The sequence below is a fragment of the Arthrobacter sp. CAN_A6 genome, assembly GCF_015751715.1.
Lineage (GTDB): Bacteria > Actinomycetota > Actinomycetes > Actinomycetales > Micrococcaceae > Arthrobacter_D.
Genome location: NZ_JADOUV010000002.1, coordinates 13,927 through 29,302, shown reverse-complemented (window position 1 = coordinate 29,302; position 15,376 = coordinate 13,927). Strand labels below are relative to the sequence as shown.

Here is a 15,376-nt window from a genome sequence, read left to right as displayed (position 1 = left end):
ATATCCAGATATACAACCATTGGATAGTACTCCTATCCTACAAGCATGGAATGGAACGCATTACTGGCAAGCCATGTGATCGTCGCCCTGTACGTGCTCGCGCTGGGGCCGGTGAATATTCTCCGACGACGTCGCGACCGAAGGCACCGCATCCTTGGTTACACCTGGGTTGCCGGCATGCTCTTCGTGTGTCTCAGCAGCTTCTGGATTGTCCCTTCCGGACACTTCACCTGGCTCCACGGATTGTCCGCGTTCACCCTGGTGACGGTGTCCCTCGGCCTCGCCGCTGCGATCCGCAGGAACGTCCGGGGGCATCTTTTCAACATGATCGGCAGTTACCTCGGCATTCTGATTGCGTTCGTCTTCGCCGCCACCCTGCCCGACCGGCTCATTCCACGGCTTCTGGCCGACGATCCACTGACCGCCGTCCTCGTTGCGGTCCTTGTCCTCGCAAGCACAGCCGCGCTGTACTTCACCGTTCGTCCGCAGAGGAGGCGGGTCCCGCTTGTCCGGGCGGACGTCCATCCGGGAACGCCAAAGGTCAGCGCAGGTAGGATGCACCGTTGACGTCGATGACCGTGCCGCTGACCCATTCCGGCGCCGTGGTTGCGAGCCAGGCGACGGTCGCAGCGACCTCGGACGGCTCGGCGACCCGACCGAACGGGCTCTGGGCCCGAACGGCATTCCCGTCCGGCCCGTCAAGTACGGAGCGGCCCATGTCCGTATCGACGAAGCCGGGAGCGACGGCGGCCGCGAAGATCCCGGAGGGGGCGAGTGCAACCGCGAGGGACTGGGTCATCGCGTGCATTGCCGCCTTGCTTGCGCCGTAGGCCGGGGTGGTCGGCTCTCCGCGGTACGCTCCCCGCGAGCCGACGCTGACCAGGCGGCCGCCTGCGGGGCCGCGTGTGCGGTGCCGAAGGTGATCGACCATCAACCAGGACAGGTTCGCCGGCCCGAGCAGATTGACGTCCAGGGTGCGGCGCCACGCCTGCTGCCAGTCCGCATAGGTGGTGCTGTCCACAGGATGTGCCTCGAAGACCCCGGCGTTGTTGACCAGGACATCGAGATTCCCGAGTTCGGCGACCGCCTCGCCGAAGATCCGCTCGCATGCCTCGGGCGAACTCAGGTCCCCTACCACCACAGCGTGCCCCGCCCCTGGCAAGCTCGCCAGAACGCGCATCGCAGCCGCCTCATCGGATCCGGTGTGCACAGCTATCGTGTGCCCTATCGCGGCCAGGGCCTGTGCCACAGCGGCACCGATACCGCGGCCCGCTCCCGTGACAAGAGTGCAAGTGTTCATCAACGCGACACTACCCAATGGCCTGGTAGCTGCGCCACACCGCGATTCCGGAGCCGGGGCCGTGGCGCCGGGTAAGTCCGGGAGTTCAGGGCTCGGCCGAACGAGGTGGAATTTTTCGGGGCACCGCAAGCTTGCTTCCGTAGGACAGGCATGAAGTTGCCAAAAGGAACCGGTGAGGAGAACGCCAGTGAGTTCGGTTGAATCGACCATGGAATCCGACGATCGAGGGGAGCCGACCGCGCTGGTGGTCGGTGCGTCCGGTATTGCAGGTTCGGCCCTGGTGGACAAGCTCACAGGTGAAGGCTGGCAGGTGCTGGCGATGTCGCGCAGTGCCGGTCAGCCGAGGAAGAACGTGCGCTACGTCCAGGCCGACCTCTCATCCCCGCGATCCGTTGCTGAGGCGCTGGCTCCTGAATTACCCACCCACGTCTTCTTCACGGCGTGGGCACGCCAGGACACGGAGGAGGAGAACATCCGGGTCAATGCGGCCATGCTCCGGAACCTCCTTGCAGCTCTCGAAAACAAGCAGGTCGCCCACGTAGCGCTCATGACCGGATTGAAACACTATCTCGGTCCTTTCGAGGCCTATGCAGCAGGAGAGATGGCCGACACGCCGTTTCACGAGGAGGAACCCCGCCTGCCCGTCCGGAACTTCTATTACGCCCAGGAAGACGAACTGTGGTCAGCGGCCGCCACCCAGGGCTTCACGTGGTCCGTGCACCGCGCCCACACCGTGATCGGACACGCGATCGGCAACGCCATGAACATGGGCCTGACCATCGCTGCTCAGGCCTCCCTCTGCAAGGCGGCAGGGCGACCGTTCATTTTTCCCGGGTCGGAAACCCAATGGAACGGCCTGACCGACATGACCGACGCCGGCCTTCTCGCGGACCACATGCTGTGGGCTGCGACCACTCCCGCCGGAGCCGACGAGGCCTTCAACATAGTCAACGGCGACATCTTTCGGTGGCGGTGGATGTGGCCGCGCCTTGCCGCGTATTTCGGCGTCGAGCCCCAGGGTTACCTGGACGCGCCAAGGCCGCTTGAGGGCCAGATGGCCGGGACGGAGCAGTTATGGCACCAACTGGCCGAGACCGGAGGACTCGAGGAATCCCGCCTGGACCGAGTGGCGTCGTGGTGGCACACTGACGGCGACCTCGGCCGGAACATCGAGGTGGTGACGGACATGAGTAAAAGCCGCCTGGCCGGATTCACCGGGTACCGGAGAACCCTCGACTCTTTCACCAACCTGTTCGACCGCTACCGGGCGGACAACCTCATCCCCTGAGCCCGCCAGAGCTGATACCGCGGGGATCCTGCAGGGCTGTCGTTCCGCAAGCAGTCGGCCGAGTTGTGTAAGGCATACCTAACAAGATAGTTTTCAAGGGCGCGCAGAATTAGAGAACACTTTCATGCCCTATTTGCCGAAGTACCCGCCTGCTGCGGGATGGCCCTTGAAAACTGGAGCAACATCATGAAGACCCCCCTGAAGTCCCGCCTGATGGCGGGCGCCGCCGCTGCTTCGATGCTCGCGCTCAGCGCGTGCGCCCGGGAGGCGGAAGCGGGATCCAGCTCCGAATCGACGATTTCGGTGGAGCACGCACAGGGGACCACCGAGGTCCCCTCCGACCCGGAAACCGTCTACACCTTCGACCTCGGCGTGCTGGACACCCTCGATGCCCTCGCGGTCCCGGTGGCAGGCGTCCCCCAGGCCAGCCTGCCCGAATCCCTCTCCCAGTACGGCTCCGAAGACATCGCCAACATCGGCACGCTCCAGGAACCTGATTTCGAAGCGATCAGCGCAGGGAACCCCGACCTGATCATCATTTCGGGCCGCACCGCGGATTATTACGAGGAGTTCAGCGACATCGCCCCGACCATCGACCTCAGTGTCGATGCTGCGGAGCCGATGCCTTCCTTCAAGGAAGTCACCACCACCCTCGGCACCATCTTCGGCAAGGAGGACGAGGTGGAGGAAAAGCTGGCTGCCCTCGACTCGCGCATCGAGGAGACCAGCACCGCCGCCGCCAACGCCGGAACCGGCCTGATCGTGATGACCAGCGGTGGAGAAATGACCGCCTACGGAGCGGGTTCGCGCTTCGGCCTCATCCATGACGTCCTTGGCGTCGCAACCGCCGCCGACATTGCAGCGGACGGCAGGCACGGGGAGTCCATCTCCTTCGAGTTCATCGCTGAGAAGGATCCGGACCACCTGTTCATCATCGACAGGGATGTCGCCGTCGGCGAGGCCGGCGAAGCGGCATCTGCCGTGCTGAACAATGACCTCGTCAACGGCACCAAGGCCGCAAGGAATAACAACATCACCATGCTCGACTCCACCGCCTGGTACATCGTCGGATACGGCCTGAACAACGTGGACGCCATGGTTTCCGCTGTCCAGGACGCGACGGCCTAACGGCCCCCAGCCCTGGAGTCGGCGCCGTAGCGCCGACTCCGGGGGAACGGACAGAGATATGACAGCCACCGCCGCGCCGACCAGAAGTCCGGCTTCAGGAACCGCCGCCGTCGTTCCCGATGAACGACGGCGCTTCTCCCGCGCCGCCGGCCTGGCCGCTGCCGCTACGGCAGTCCTCTGCCTCGCCGTGGTGAGCATGTTCGTGGGCGTCAGCGACGTCTCGGTCAGCACCTTGCTCGCAGGCGACCCCGTAGCCTGGGACGTCTTCTGGATCAGCCGGGTACCCCGCACCCTGAGCGTGATCCTGACCGGAATGGCCCTCGGCGTTGCCGGGCTCATCCTGCAGCTCATGGTCCGCAACAAATTCGTAGAACCCTCCACCGTCGGCACGGTGGAGTCGGCATCGCTGGGCATCCTGGTCGTGACGATATTCCTGCCGGCCGCCTCACTCTTCACGAAGATGACCACGGCGGCGGTTTTTGCCGCCGCAGGAACAGCACTGTTCCTGCTCGTGCTGCGGCGGATCCCACTGCGCAACACGCTGGTGGTCCCCCTCGTGGGAATCATGCTCGGCGGTGTCATATCCGCCGTGACCACCTTCTTCGCCTACCGTACGGACCTGCTGCAGACGCTCAACAGCTGGATGGTCGGTGATTTCTCCGGCGTGCTGCGCGGCCGCTACGAACTGCTGTGGATCGTCGGCGCACTGACCCTGATCGGCTACCTTGCCGCTGACCGCTTCACGGTTGCCGGTATGGGGCAGGACTTCACCACCAACCTCGGCCTGAACTACAACCGCGTGATGGCTCTCGGACTGGTGATCGTGTCCCTCATCAGCGCCGTGGTGGTGGTGAGCGTCGGCTCCATTCCCTTCCTCGGCCTGATCGTGCCGAATCTGGTCTCCCTGCTGATCGGCGACAACGTCCGCCGGTCAGCACCCTGGGTTGCCGTCTTCGGTGCCGGTTTCGTCCTGGTCTGCGACATCATCGGCCGGACCATCCGTTACCCCTACGAAATCCCGGTAGGCGTGATCGTTTCCGCCGTCGGCAGCGTCCTGTTCCTCTACCTGCTACTTCGCCGGCGGGGTTCCCATGCCTAGGATTCCCGTGGCCAGGATTCCCATGCCGAGGATTCCTAAGTCTGGGGTGTCCACCGAAGCCCTTCCTCCCGCGCTCAGCCAGCACCGCCGCCGCCCGGTCCGCAGCATTCCTCCCCGGACCTGGATCCTCGGACTCGCCATTCTTGCCGCTGCCCTGGTGGCAGCGTCCCTGACCATCGGGCTGCAGGGCGACGTCGGCTACGTCCTGCCGCGCAGGGCGATCAAAGTGGGCTCGATGATCCTGGTGGCTTACGCCGTCGGCGTCTCGACGGTCCTGTTCCAGACGGTCACCTCCAACCGCATCCTCACCCCCTCCATCATGGGTTTCGACGCGCTCTACGTGCTGATCCAGACGATGCTGGTCATCGCGCTCGGCGGCGGCGCATTGCTCTCCCTCAGTGACCCCTTGCGGTTCGGGATCGAAGTAGTGCTGATGATCGGATTCTCCTTCCTGCTCTACCGGTGGCTGTTCACCGGCGGCGGGAAGTCGCTCCATCTGATGCTGCTGGTGGGCATAGTCTTCGGCACCATGTTCCGCGGGTTCTCATCGCTGTTGCAGCGGCTTATCGATCCGAGCGAATTCCTCATCCTGCAGGACCTGTTCTTCGCCAGTTTCAACAACGTGGACGGCATGCTGCTGGGTTGTGCCGGCACCGCCGTCGCACTGGTCAGCGGCGTTGCCTGGCGCATGCGGCACTCCTTCGACGTGCTGGCCCTCGGACGTGATACCGCGGTGAATCTGGGGGTGGACCACAAACGGTCGGTGACGGCCATCCTGGTCATCTGCTCGGTGCTGGTGGCCGTCTCGACGGCGCTTGTCGGTCCCGTCACGTTCTTCGGCCTGCTGGTTGCCAGCCTTGCCTACCAGCTGTGCTCGAATTTCCGCCATGCCGCAGTCCTGCCTATCGCCGTCCTGCTGGGCGTGATTGCGCTGGTGGGCGGGCAGCTGGTGCTGGAGCGCATCTTCGAGTTCGATACCGCGCTCAGCATCGTCATCGAATTCGTCGGCGGACTCGTCTTCCTCATCCTGCTGCTGAGGGGCGCCGTGAAGTGATGCGGCACGGTTCAACCACGACTGCTGGGCATTCCCACCGCCTCCAGAAAGGCCTTCGAGCATGATCTCCGTGACCGGCGTCTCCAAACGCTATGGAACCTCCACCGTGGTGGACAACGTGAACTGCGAGATCAGGGAGGGCGGCGTCACCTCGATCATCGGACCCAACGGAGCCGGCAAGTCGACCCTGCTGTCCATGGTCAGCAGGCTGCTGCCGATGGATGCCGGCGTCGTGTCGGTGGACGGCCTGGATGTCACCGCCACCCCGGGCCGGGAACTGGGCCGGAAGATGGCCATCCTTCGCCAGGACAACCAGCTCACGGTCCGGTTGACCGTCCGCGACCTCGTGGGATTCGGCCGCTACCCGCATCACGGCGGGCGCCCCGGACCGGGCGACCGGGCACTGGTGGAGCAGGCCATGGACTACGTGGATCTGGTGGGCCTCGCGGACAGGTTCGTCGACGAGCTCTCCGGCGGCCAACGCCAGCGTGCCTTCATCGCCATGGTGCTCGCCCAGGACACCGACTACCTGCTCCTGGACGAACCGCTGAACAACCTGGACATGAAGCACTCGGTGGAGATGATGCGCCTGCTGCGCCGCCTCACCAATGACCTCGGCAAGACCGTGGTACTGGTGATCCACGACATCAACTTCGCGTCCTGCTACTCCGACGACATCATCGCCATGTGCGAGGGACGAATCATCCATCAGGGACCTCCGGCCCGGATCATGCAGCCGGAGGTGCTGCACGATATCTACGACATCGACATCCGGATCGAGGAGATCGACGGCAACCGGATCGGCGTGTACTTCGCCTGACCGCCCACTGTCCCACCGCTTGCACCACCGCGGAAGAATGCTTGACATGACACCAACGTGACGTCATTGTGGTGTCATGGATCTACAGCGATTTGTCGAAGACCTTCAACAACAGCTGGGCGTCGCGGCCGAAGCAGGCGGCCAGCAGGCACGCGAGCTCGCCGACCGCCTCACCGCGCCGCTGGAAACAGCGACCCGGCTGGTCCTGCTGGAGGCGCTGGCCGCGGCAGCAGGTGAGATCACACGGGAACTGGCGCCGGGCTCCGTCGATGTCCGTCTCCGCGGACGCAACCCCGAGTTCGTGGTGACGCCGGCGGCAACGAGCGCGGATTTCGACGGCGCCTCCCACGATTCCGATGCCTCCTCTCCCAGCGCAGCCGGCGCCGAGGAGACAGGAACGTCAAGGTTCACCCTGCGACTGCCGGACCAGCTCAAATCGCGGATCGAGAAAGCCGCCGCCCGGGAGAGGCTCTCGGTCAACTCATGGCTCGTCCGTTCCGTCACCGCGTCCCTCGACCAGGCCGGCCGCGGTTCGCGGGCAGGTGAGCGGAAGCCGTCCAGCGGACGCCGGTACAGCGGATGGGTGCAGTGATGCCAGACCCTGCGGCTCCCCCGTCCTCCATCCAGGCATCAACCAACCCGATCAGGGGAACTTCCATGTCGATCTTCTCAACCCCCGAGCCGATCTCCCTCATCGTCGACCTCAACGTCGGAGAGGTCCGGATCACGGCGAGTGACCGCAGCGACGCCGTCGTCGACGTACGGCCGAGCAACGAATCAAGGGCGTCCGACATCAGGGCCGCAGAACAGACACACGTCGAATTCTCCAACGGCACCCTGATCATCCAAGGGCCGAAAGAACGGAAACGGTATGTGATCCTGAGGGAGAACGGTTCCGTCGACGTCACAGTCGACCTGCCCTCCCACTCCGAGATTCGGGGCGACGCCGGAATGGGCCGCTTCGAATGCGAAGGAGCACTTGGGCGATGTGACCTCAAGACAGGCTTGGGCCGAATCCGGCTCGACCGCACCGGCGCGGTACGGGCACAGACCGGCTACGGCGATATCACCGTGGCCCAGGCAGTCGGCGACGTCGAGGCCAGGACCGGGTCGGGTGAGATCACCATTCATAACGTGGACGGCTCTGCCACCATCAAGAACTCCGACGGGGACATCCATGTGGGCGAGATCACCGGGGACCTCGCCATCAAGGCCGCGAACGGAAATATCTCGGTCGGCCGAGCACAGGCCTCCGTGGCCGCGAAGTCCGCCAACGGCAACGTCCGGGTCGGCGAGGTCGTCCGCGGCTCCGTCGTCCTTGAAACGGCCGCCGGGAATGTGGCGGTGGGTATTCCGGAAGGCACTGCGGCATGGCTCGATGCAAGCACCCAGTACGGGAAGGTACGCAACTCGTTGAGCGCGTCCGAGGGGCCCGGAGAATCGAAGGAGACGGTCGAGGTCCGCGCCCGCACGTCCTACGGAGACATCGAAGCCCACCGCTCAGGGTCGAACCGCGCCAGGAGCGGAAGGGGATGAACCCCCGCCGACTCCAACCAGCGAAGCCGGCATAACGGGAACCGAAAGCAAAACCTCCGGAAGCCATCGGCTTCCGGAGGTTTTCATTTGTAGCGGTGCCGGGACTCGATCCCGGGACCTCACGATTATGAGTCGTGCGCTCTAACCAGCTGAGCTACACCGCCATAAATGAGTTCGCCCGCAACCACCATTTTACCGGATGCGGGCCCCTCATTTTCGAGCCCCCCACCGGAATCGATCCGGTGACCTCGTTCTTACCAAGAACGCGCTCTACCACTGAGCTAGGGGGGCAACAGCAAGAAACTTTACCAGTTCCCGACCGCTGGTGCGAAATCGAAAGCCGCCCTTGTCGGCGACATCCCGATTCCCCTCCGGATCCCCGCTATGGCAGGGATCCGGAGGGGTCGGCCTAGCTAATTCCTACCACTGGTCCGTCTGTGCACTCGACCGTCCGGCGCCGGCTCCGGCACCCTTTCCGGTACGGGCCTTGCGGGCACCGTCTCCGCTGAATCGGGTGTCGCCGTCGCGCTTCTTGGAGTCGTTGTTGAAGTCCTTCTTGAAGGGCTTCTTGAACTCGCCTGCACCGCGGGCCCCGGCAGGCTTACGGCCCTTGTCGAGCTCGAGGTGGATCAGTTCGCCACCGATGCGGGTCTTCGACAGTGCACGCAGCTGGTCCTTGCTGAGATCCGCGGGGAGCTCGACCAGGGTGTGATCGGCGCGGATATCAATGCCACCGATCTGCGCGGAAGAGAGTCCGCCCTCGTTGGCGATGGCACCCACGATCGAACCGGGCATCACGCGCTGGCGGCGTCCCACGGCGATGCGGTACGTGGCATTGCCCTCGGTGAGGGTGCGTGTCGGTCCGCGTGAACCGAAGGCATCCTTGCGTCCCTCGGAGCGCTCACGCTGTCCTGCCGGCGCAACCGGGATGTCCTTGACGAGGATCGGATTGCCGTTCTGAGCCATGACGGCCAGCGCGGCAGCAATCTCCGCTGCGGGAACGTTGTGCTCCTGCTCGTAGTTCGCGATCAGGTCGCGGAATTCGGAGACGTCCTCGCCCGCCAGGGTTTCGGTGATCTTGCCCGCGAACTTGACCATGCGCAGTTCGTTGATGGTCGCCGTGGAGGGAAGCTGCATCTGCTCGACGGGCTGGCGCGTCGCCTTCTCGATGGAGCGCAGCAGGTACTTCTCACGAGGGGTGATGAAGAGGATGGCGTCACCCGAACGGCCCGCGCGACCGGTGCGGCCGATGCGGTGCACGTAGGACTCGGTGTCGTGCGGGATGTCGTAGTTCACGACGAGCGAGATCCGCTCCACATCAAGTCCACGGGCTGCGACGTCGGTAGCCACGAGGATGTCGATCTTGCCGTCACGCAGGGCCTCGACCGTGCGCTCACGCTGCTGCTGGGGAATGTCTCCGTTGATGGCTGCCGCCGAGAAGCCCCGTGAACGCAACTTGTCCGCCAGATCCTCGGTCGCCATCTTGGTGCGCACGAAGGCGATGATGCCGTCGAATTCCTCGACCTCGAGGATGCGGGTCATGGCATCGAGCTTGTGGGGGCCCATGACCTGCAGGTAGCGCTGACGCGTGTTGGTGCCGGTGGTGGTCTTGCCCTTGACGGAGATCTCGGCGGGATCGTTCAGGTACTTCTTGGCGATCCTGCGGATGGCACCGGGCATGGTGGCCGAGAACAGTGCAACCTGCTTCTCTGCCGGCGTCGATGAGAGGATCTGCTCAACATCCTCGGCGAAGCCCATGCGGAGCATCTCGTCGGCCTCGTCGAGCACTACGTACTCGAGGTTCGAAAGGTCCAGCGAGCCCTTGGAGATGTGGTCGATGACACGGCCGGGAGTACCGACGACTACCTGGGCACCACGGCGCAAACCGGCGAGCTGCGGCCCGTACGGTGATCCGCCGTACACCGGAAGAACAGTGAAGCCGTCCATGTGGCGTGCGTAGGAGGTGAATGCCTCGGCGACCTGGAGCGCGAGCTCGCGGGTCGGTGCGAGCACCAGGACCTGCGTGTGCTTGCTGGGGCCGCCGTTGATGTCGGCGAGCTCTGCCATCTTCGACAGTGCAGGGATAGCGAATGCTGCCGTCTTGCCGGTACCGGTCTGGGCCAGACCGACGACGTCGCGTCCTTCAAGAAGCGCCGGAATGGTGGCGGCCTGGATGGGTGACGGCTTTTCGTAGCCGACGTCGGTCAGTGCGGCGAGTACGCGGCTGTCGAGGTTGAGGTCAGCGAAACGGATGTCGACGCCGTCGTCCTCCGCGGGGGCCTCGGCTGCGGGGGCAGCAGCGGCCGGGGCCTCGATTGCTGAGTTGTTTTCGGTGTTTTCCAGGGACAGATTTTCAGGCATGAGGGAAGAACCTTCAGATAGATGCCGGACGGCCCGGATGGCGGGAGCCTACAGGTGCCGTATGTACATAGAAATCCGGCACTGTTTCAATCCCGCGGCAGGACTTCTCGTCACAACTGGTTCGCTGCTCTCTCAGCAGTGATGTGTGACGTTTTCTTCTAGCCGGCGCTCCCTGATGAATCTGCCCGCCTGTTCTGCAGCGGGCCCCAAACACAACCTATCCAGCCCTTGAAGGGGCGAAAATAAAGGGAATACCGGTGTGGGGGATATTCCAAGTCTACTGTACGCAAGGCGCGTGGACCATTCGAAAGCCCGACGACGGCGGGTGACCTTCCCCACGTCGGCTGTCACTCGGTCGGATCCAGCGAGCCGCAGGGTGGGATTCAGCCGGTCCGGAGGGCCTGGAGCGCTGATTTGCGCACCTGTGGCGACAGGGCCGGTTCCCTCGCCGCATCGGCGTCGAGCAGTCGCTGGGCGGAGACCGCATCAAGCCCGGCAAAAACCTGGGCGGCAGTGATGCCGTGGGCGGGCACGCTGAGAACCTGCACGCTGTCCCCCGCTGCCATGGCACCCCGCTGGACGACTCGAAGGTAGGTGCCCAGCCGGTTGGCCTCCGCGAACCGTTTCACCCAATTCTTCTCGCCGAGGCGGCGCGCGAAGTTCACGCATGGAGTCCGGGGCATGGTGGCTTCAAGGATCACGGTGTCCCCTACCAGCCAGCGCTCTCCAATGACCGCGCGGCTGGCCTCGACGCCGGCTACCCGAAGGTTCTCCCCGAAGAGGCCGGGATCCACGGTGCGGCCGAGTTCGGCGCTCCAGTAGTCGGCGTCGTCCTGCGAATAGGCGTAGACGGCCTTCAGCGGGCCGCCGTGATGCTTGCGGCTGGCCTGGATATCACCCGTCAGCCCGAGGGCGTGCACGTTCACCTCGCCGTTCACCGGCCGCTTGTCGATGGCGGTGACCCCCGTGGAATCACGCGTGGGAAGGAGTTCATGCACTCTGCATACTGCCACCACGGAACCAGTCGTCATGCCGATATCCTATGGCGCCGGAGTGGTCGGTACCGGTGCCGGACGCGCCGCGTGGGCCGCACCGGTGTTCCCACCGGCGGTGCTCGCCGTGGCCCGCTTGTCGGCTGCGGAACTGTCTGCCGCTGGACGGAGCGCCCGCGTCAGCAGCACCCAGAACACCTGAATCGCCAGGCCGCAGAAGACGCCGGCGCTGGAAGCCATGAGCCACCCGGTGGTCAGCTGGGAGTTGAGGTCCTCGGCACCGAGCAACGTGCCGATGGTCTTGGGCGAGTAGACGAACACGGGCAAGGTGACCACGAACAACACACCGGCGGCGTAGCGGTATGCCTTCCGGCTCTCCGGCAGGGAGAAGAACTGGGCAGCGAGGACCGGAAGGATGAGCGCGATCCATACCCAATGGTGCGACCACGAGATGGGCGAGATGAGCAGCATGAGCAGCGCCGTCGCCATCATCCCCATGAAACGGTCGTTCCGCGCACGGGCACCACGGATCACGTACGCGGCCGCGCCGACGAGCACAAGTGACACAGCGAGCCACGGGAGGAAGGACGGGAAATCAGGGCCACCGAAATGCAGGATCGCTCCACGCACCGACAGGTTGTCCACGTACCCCTCCCCGCCGATCCGGCCCGTGTCCCGCAGCATCTGCAGCCAGTAGATTCGGGATTCCGAGGGGAGCAGCAGGAAGCCGAGCCCGATGGTCCCGAAGAACCCGGCCGCCATGTTCCGCAGTTCGCGCCACTCGCCCCGCATCAGGAAGTAGAGGCCGAAGACCAGCGGGGTCAGCTTGATGCCAGCGGCGATTCCGGTGAGCATCCCCGTGGGCCACCTGCGGTGCGGCCCCGACAGCAGGTCCACGATGATCAACGCGAACAGGAGGATGTTGACCTGCGCGAAGGCCATCGTCTCGCGCCAGGGCCCCAGCAGGCAGATCAGTCCGGCGCCGGCGATGGCGGCCGGCAACGCCACGGGATGGCCCAGCACCGCACGCACGCCGGGAAGGCCCGTCAGGTAACGGGCCACGTATACCGCCGTCGTGAGCGCCGTGAGGACGGAGAGCGCCACGAAAATCGCCGCGCCGGTTTCGGCAGTCACCAGGGTCAGCGCAGTGAACAGCAGGGCGGCGAAGGGTGGGTAGGTGAAAAGGAGCGATCCCTCACCCTCACCGAACGAGCGGGTATACAGCGAACCGTCGCCGTCCGCCACGCTCTGGCCGCCCATCCGGTAGACACGGAAATCCAGGCCGATGAAGTTGGCCCACGCCAGCGACCACAGCACAAGTGCCGCGAAAACGACGACGGCGGCAATGAGGGTGAGCACCCGGACCACCGGTGGGCTGCTGCTCGAACGCATGAATAATCCTTCGTCGACGGGTTGCCGCGGGACCCTCCTGATGATCCGATTCATCGCCCGGCGGCTCATCCAGTGTAGCCAGGCACCCGGCGGTCGCGACCAAGCGGGTATGTTGGAAATTCCTCACCTACTGCGAAAGGGCCCTCCTCAATGACCACGTCCCCGCTCGGAAAATCCGCCGCACGCCCCCTGACCGCAGTCGTCAACGCGCACGTGGTACCCATCGATGGGGATCCCTTCGACGGCACTGTGGTGTTCGACGGCGGCACGATCACCGCGCTCGGTGCGGACGTGGAGGTGCCCGAGGGTGCAGCCGTGATCGATGCCGACGGCAGATGGCTGCTGCCCGGCTTCGTCGACGCTCATGTGCACCTGGGTACTCATGAGGAAGGCGAGGGCTCGGCGGGGGACGACACCAATGAGATGACCGATCCCAATACCGCCGGTGTGCGTGCCCTCGACGCCATCAACCCCTACGATCCCGGCTTCGACGACGCGCTCGCAGGCGGCGTCACCACCGTCAACGTCAACCCGGGTTCCGGCAACCCCATCGGTGGCCTTGCCGTAGCCATCCACACCCACGGCCGGTATATCGAGGAGATGCTGCTGCGCTCCCCCAGCGGCCTGAAATCCGCACTGGGCGAGAACCCAAAGCGTGTGTACGGCGACAAGAAGCAGACCCCGTCCACGCGCCTCGGCACCGCGATGGTGATCCGCAAGGCGTTCATGGAAGCACAGAACTACATGGGCAAGGCCGACGAGAACGCGCGCGATCCGAGACTCGAGGCACTGGCCATGGTGCTCCGCCGGGAGATCCCCTGGCGCCAGCACGCCCACCGGGCGGACGACATCGCCACCGCCATCCGTCTCGCTGACGAATTCGGGTACGACCTGGTGCTCGACCATGGCACTGAAGCGCATCTGCTCGCCGATGTGCTCGCCGAGCGGGGCACGCCCGTGCTGATCGGCCCGCTGTTCACCACGAAGTCCAAGGTGGAACTGCGCGGGCGCTCGATCGCCAACCCCGGCAAGCTCGCGGCGGCCGGCGTCGAGATCTCGATCATCACCGACCACCCCGTCATCCCGATCAACTTCCTGGTGCACCAGGCAACGTTCGCCATCAAGGAGGGGCTGGACCGCGAAACGGCGCTCCGCTCGATCACCATCAACCCGGCGAAGGTACTGGGTCTCGACGGGCGCCTCGGATCGCTGGCCGTGGGCAAGGACGCCGACGTCGTGCTGTGGAGCGGTGACCCGCTCGATGTCATGCAACGCGCACTGCAGGTCTGGATCGGGGGCCGTGAGGTCTACCGCTATGACTCCGCCACCCGCAGCGGCGTCGTCGCAGCCCGGGATTAACAGCGATCATGCCCAGCCGCAGGCCCGCACTTCCGCCGAAGCCTTTCACACTGCGCGCAGCCTTCGCAGTGTGGCTCGTGGTAGGCGTCCTACTCCTCGTGGCGGGAGGCACCTTCCTGTTCTCCGCGGCGGCTCAGGAGGAGGACCGCGCAGGGTTCCTCGGCCTGGGGGCGGTCCTCACGGTGCTCGCCGTCGTGCAGTTGGCGCTCTTGCTGCGCCTGCGACGGGGGAAGCGCAACGCGCGGGAGCTCCTGAGCACGCTGGGGATCATCGCGGGCGTGCCCGTCCTGGTGCGCGGCACCCCCGGCCTATCAGCGATCGCCGTTGCGATGCTCGTGGCGGTGCTGTTGATGTGGCTGCCGCAGAGCAGCGACTATTTCCAGCTCACCGAGCCGAAGGCGAAGAAGAAACTGCGCTTGCCGTGGAAGCGGGGTTGACGCGGTTCCGACGCGCCGACCGGCTCACTAACGCTACCGGCAGTCACCCTTTTCGTGATTGAGCCATGCGTGGGCCGCCCTCATTGGCCTTCCCGCACGATGCGTGAAAAAATTGCGGTGAGTCCCTGATCAGGGAACTCCCGGACGATGGGTGCCGTACCCGGTGTGCGACAAGACGGCCCATGGGAGAAAAGTCATGGCATGGATCGTTCTCGTCATTTCCGGTGTGCTGGAAGCCGTATGGGCCACGGCCCTCGGTAAATCCGAAGGCTTCAGCAAACTCGGACCCACCCTCGTCTTCATTCCGTCGATTCTGGCCAGCATGGCTGGTCTGGCCTACGCGATGCGGGACCTGCCCACCGGAACGGCTTACGCCGTCTGGGTCGGCATCGGCGCATCCCTGACCGTCGTGTATGCCATGGTCACCGGCGCCGAGGCGTCGTCCCTTATGAAGATCGTGTTCCTGGCCATGATCGTCGGCGGCGTCGTGGGGCTCAAACTCAGCCACTAGGTGCACCGGCCAAAACGCCGGTGACGGCCGGGGCGCCATCGAGGAGGACCCCGGCGGCGTACCGTTTCACCGCCTTCCCTGCGCGATGTGACCGAACGA

15 protein-coding genes, 2 tRNA genes and 1 riboswitch are annotated in these 15,376 nt (G+C 64.9%); of the genes, 11 read left to right on the top strand and 6 right to left on the bottom strand.

Annotated elements, in window-relative coordinates:
* Window positions 1–45: 45 nt before the first annotated feature.
* The gene (locus tag IWX75_RS03585) at window positions 46–567 is read left to right on the top strand and encodes a DUF2306 domain-containing protein (protein ID WP_196820902.1); all 522 of its coding nucleotides are present in this window, start codon (window positions 46–48) and stop codon (window positions 565–567) included.
* On the opposite strand, the gene IWX75_RS03580 is transcribed toward IWX75_RS03585, so the two are convergent.
* Window positions 542–1,300 (bottom strand): SDR family NAD(P)-dependent oxidoreductase, encoded by a 759-nt coding sequence (locus IWX75_RS03580; protein WP_196820901.1) that lies wholly within the window; start codon window positions 1,298–1,300, stop codon window positions 542–544. The two genes, IWX75_RS03585 and IWX75_RS03580, sit on opposite strands and share 26 nt — an antisense overlap.
* A gap of 208 nt (window positions 1,301–1,508) precedes the next feature.
* Here IWX75_RS03580 and IWX75_RS03575 point away from each other — a divergent pair, with 208 nt between their 5' ends.
* The 7 genes from IWX75_RS03575 to IWX75_RS03545 all read left to right on the top strand — a co-directional run bounded on the left by IWX75_RS03575 (window position 1,509) and on the right by IWX75_RS03545 (window position 8,225).
* Window positions 1,509–2,588, top strand: coding sequence for an SDR family oxidoreductase (locus IWX75_RS03575; protein WP_196821350.1), 1,080 nt, complete (start codon window positions 1,509–1,511; stop codon window positions 2,586–2,588).
* A 186-nt stretch (window positions 2,589–2,774) separates the two neighbouring features.
* On the top strand, window positions 2,775–3,716 hold the full coding sequence (locus IWX75_RS03570) for a siderophore ABC transporter substrate-binding protein (RefSeq protein WP_196820900.1): 942 nt from the start codon (window positions 2,775–2,777) through the stop codon (window positions 3,714–3,716).
* Window positions 3,717–3,774: 58 nt separating this feature from the next.
* Window positions 3,775–4,815: an ABC transporter permease gene (locus IWX75_RS03565; RefSeq protein WP_196820899.1), complete on the top strand. Its 1,041-nt coding sequence runs from the start codon at window positions 3,775–3,777 to the stop codon at window positions 4,813–4,815.
* Window positions 4,816–4,861: 46 nt separating this feature from the next.
* A complete protein-coding gene (locus IWX75_RS03560) occupies window positions 4,862–5,869 on the top strand; it encodes an iron chelate uptake ABC transporter family permease subunit (protein WP_334684096.1) in 1,008 nt (335 codons plus the stop codon).
* Between the two features lie 61 nt (window positions 5,870–5,930).
* Window positions 5,931–6,689, top strand: coding sequence for an iron ABC transporter ATP-binding protein (locus IWX75_RS03555; protein ID WP_196820897.1), 759 nt, complete (start codon window positions 5,931–5,933; stop codon window positions 6,687–6,689).
* Window positions 6,690–6,765: 76 nt separating this feature from the next.
* Window positions 6,766–7,281 carry an Arc family DNA-binding protein gene (locus IWX75_RS03550; protein WP_196820896.1) on the top strand — a complete coding sequence of 172 codons (516 nt, stop codon included), beginning with the start codon at window positions 6,766–6,768 and terminating at the stop codon, window positions 7,279–7,281.
* 65 nt (window positions 7,282–7,346) lie between these two features.
* Window positions 7,347–8,225, top strand: coding sequence for a DUF4097 family beta strand repeat-containing protein (locus IWX75_RS03545; protein WP_196820895.1), 879 nt, complete (start codon window positions 7,347–7,349; stop codon window positions 8,223–8,225).
* Window positions 8,226–8,315: 90 nt separating this feature from the next.
* Here IWX75_RS03545 and IWX75_RS03540 read toward each other — a convergent pair.
* The 5 genes from IWX75_RS03540 to IWX75_RS03520 all read right to left on the bottom strand — a co-directional run bounded on the left by IWX75_RS03540 (window position 8,316) and on the right by IWX75_RS03520 (window position 12,970).
* Window positions 8,316–8,389: transfer RNA gene (locus IWX75_RS03540), tRNA-Met, on the bottom strand.
* 55 nt (window positions 8,390–8,444) lie between these two features.
* A tRNA-Thr gene (locus tag IWX75_RS03535) sits at window positions 8,445–8,516 on the bottom strand.
* 129 nt (window positions 8,517–8,645) lie between these two features.
* Window positions 8,646–10,586, bottom strand: coding sequence for a DEAD/DEAH box helicase (locus IWX75_RS03530; protein WP_196820894.1), 1,941 nt, complete (start codon window positions 10,584–10,586; stop codon window positions 8,646–8,648).
* A 383-nt stretch (window positions 10,587–10,969) separates the two neighbouring features.
* Window positions 10,970–11,617, bottom strand: coding sequence for an MOSC domain-containing protein (locus tag IWX75_RS03525; RefSeq protein WP_196820893.1), 648 nt, complete (start codon window positions 11,615–11,617; stop codon window positions 10,970–10,972).
* Window positions 11,618–11,626: 9 nt separating this feature from the next.
* Complete coding sequence (locus IWX75_RS03520) at window positions 11,627–12,970, bottom strand: glycosyltransferase 87 family protein (protein WP_196820892.1); 1,344 nt, start codon at window positions 12,968–12,970, stop codon at window positions 11,627–11,629.
* Window positions 12,971–13,120: 150 nt separating this feature from the next.
* Here IWX75_RS03520 and IWX75_RS03515 point away from each other — a divergent pair, with 150 nt between their 5' ends.
* The 3 genes from IWX75_RS03515 to IWX75_RS03505 all read left to right on the top strand — a co-directional run bounded on the left by IWX75_RS03515 (window position 13,121) and on the right by IWX75_RS03505 (window position 15,277).
* On the top strand, window positions 13,121–14,329 hold the full coding sequence (locus tag IWX75_RS03515) for an amidohydrolase (protein WP_196820891.1): 1,209 nt from the start codon (window positions 13,121–13,123) through the stop codon (window positions 14,327–14,329).
* A gap of 8 nt (window positions 14,330–14,337) precedes the next feature.
* Complete coding sequence (locus tag IWX75_RS03510; protein WP_196820890.1) at window positions 14,338–14,766, top strand: hypothetical protein; 429 nt, start codon at window positions 14,338–14,340, stop codon at window positions 14,764–14,766.
* A 117-nt stretch (window positions 14,767–14,883) separates the two neighbouring features.
* Window positions 14,884–14,951: riboswitch (guanidine-III (ykkC-III) riboswitch) on the top strand.
* A gap of 11 nt (window positions 14,952–14,962) precedes the next feature.
* The gene (locus IWX75_RS03505) at window positions 14,963–15,277 is read left to right on the top strand and encodes a DMT family transporter (RefSeq protein ID WP_196820889.1); all 315 of its coding nucleotides are present in this window, start codon (window positions 14,963–14,965) and stop codon (window positions 15,275–15,277) included.
* Window positions 15,278–15,376: the final 99 nt, after the last annotated feature.

Coding starts and splice junctions, on each gene's coding strand:
- IWX75_RS03585 (WP_196820902.1), top strand. CDS start 46: ATGGAATGGAACGCATTACTGGCAAGCCATGTGATCGTCGCCCTGTAC.
- IWX75_RS03580 (WP_196820901.1), bottom strand. CDS start 1,300: ATGAACACTTGCACTCTTGTCACGGGAGCGGGCCGCGGTATCGGTGCC.
- IWX75_RS03575 (WP_196821350.1), top strand. CDS start 1,509: ATGGAATCCGACGATCGAGGGGAGCCGACCGCGCTGGTGGTCGGTGCG.
- IWX75_RS03570 (WP_196820900.1), top strand. CDS start 2,775: ATGAAGACCCCCCTGAAGTCCCGCCTGATGGCGGGCGCCGCCGCTGCT.
- IWX75_RS03565 (WP_196820899.1), top strand. CDS start 3,775: ATGACAGCCACCGCCGCGCCGACCAGAAGTCCGGCTTCAGGAACCGCC.
- IWX75_RS03555 (WP_196820897.1), top strand. CDS start 5,931: ATGATCTCCGTGACCGGCGTCTCCAAACGCTATGGAACCTCCACCGTG.
- IWX75_RS03550 (WP_196820896.1), top strand. CDS start 6,766: ATGGATCTACAGCGATTTGTCGAAGACCTTCAACAACAGCTGGGCGTC.
- IWX75_RS03545 (WP_196820895.1), top strand. CDS start 7,347: ATGTCGATCTTCTCAACCCCCGAGCCGATCTCCCTCATCGTCGACCTC.
- IWX75_RS03530 (WP_196820894.1), bottom strand. CDS start 10,586: ATGCCTGAAAATCTGTCCCTGGAAAACACCGAAAACAACTCAGCAATC.
- IWX75_RS03525 (WP_196820893.1), bottom strand. CDS start 11,617: ATGACGACTGGTTCCGTGGTGGCAGTATGCAGAGTGCATGAACTCCTT.
- IWX75_RS03520 (WP_196820892.1), bottom strand. CDS start 12,970: ATGCGTTCGAGCAGCAGCCCACCGGTGGTCCGGGTGCTCACCCTCATT.
- IWX75_RS03515 (WP_196820891.1), top strand. CDS start 13,121: ATGACCACGTCCCCGCTCGGAAAATCCGCCGCACGCCCCCTGACCGCA.
- IWX75_RS03510 (WP_196820890.1), top strand. CDS start 14,338: ATGCCCAGCCGCAGGCCCGCACTTCCGCCGAAGCCTTTCACACTGCGC.
- IWX75_RS03505 (WP_196820889.1), top strand. CDS start 14,963: ATGGCATGGATCGTTCTCGTCATTTCCGGTGTGCTGGAAGCCGTATGG.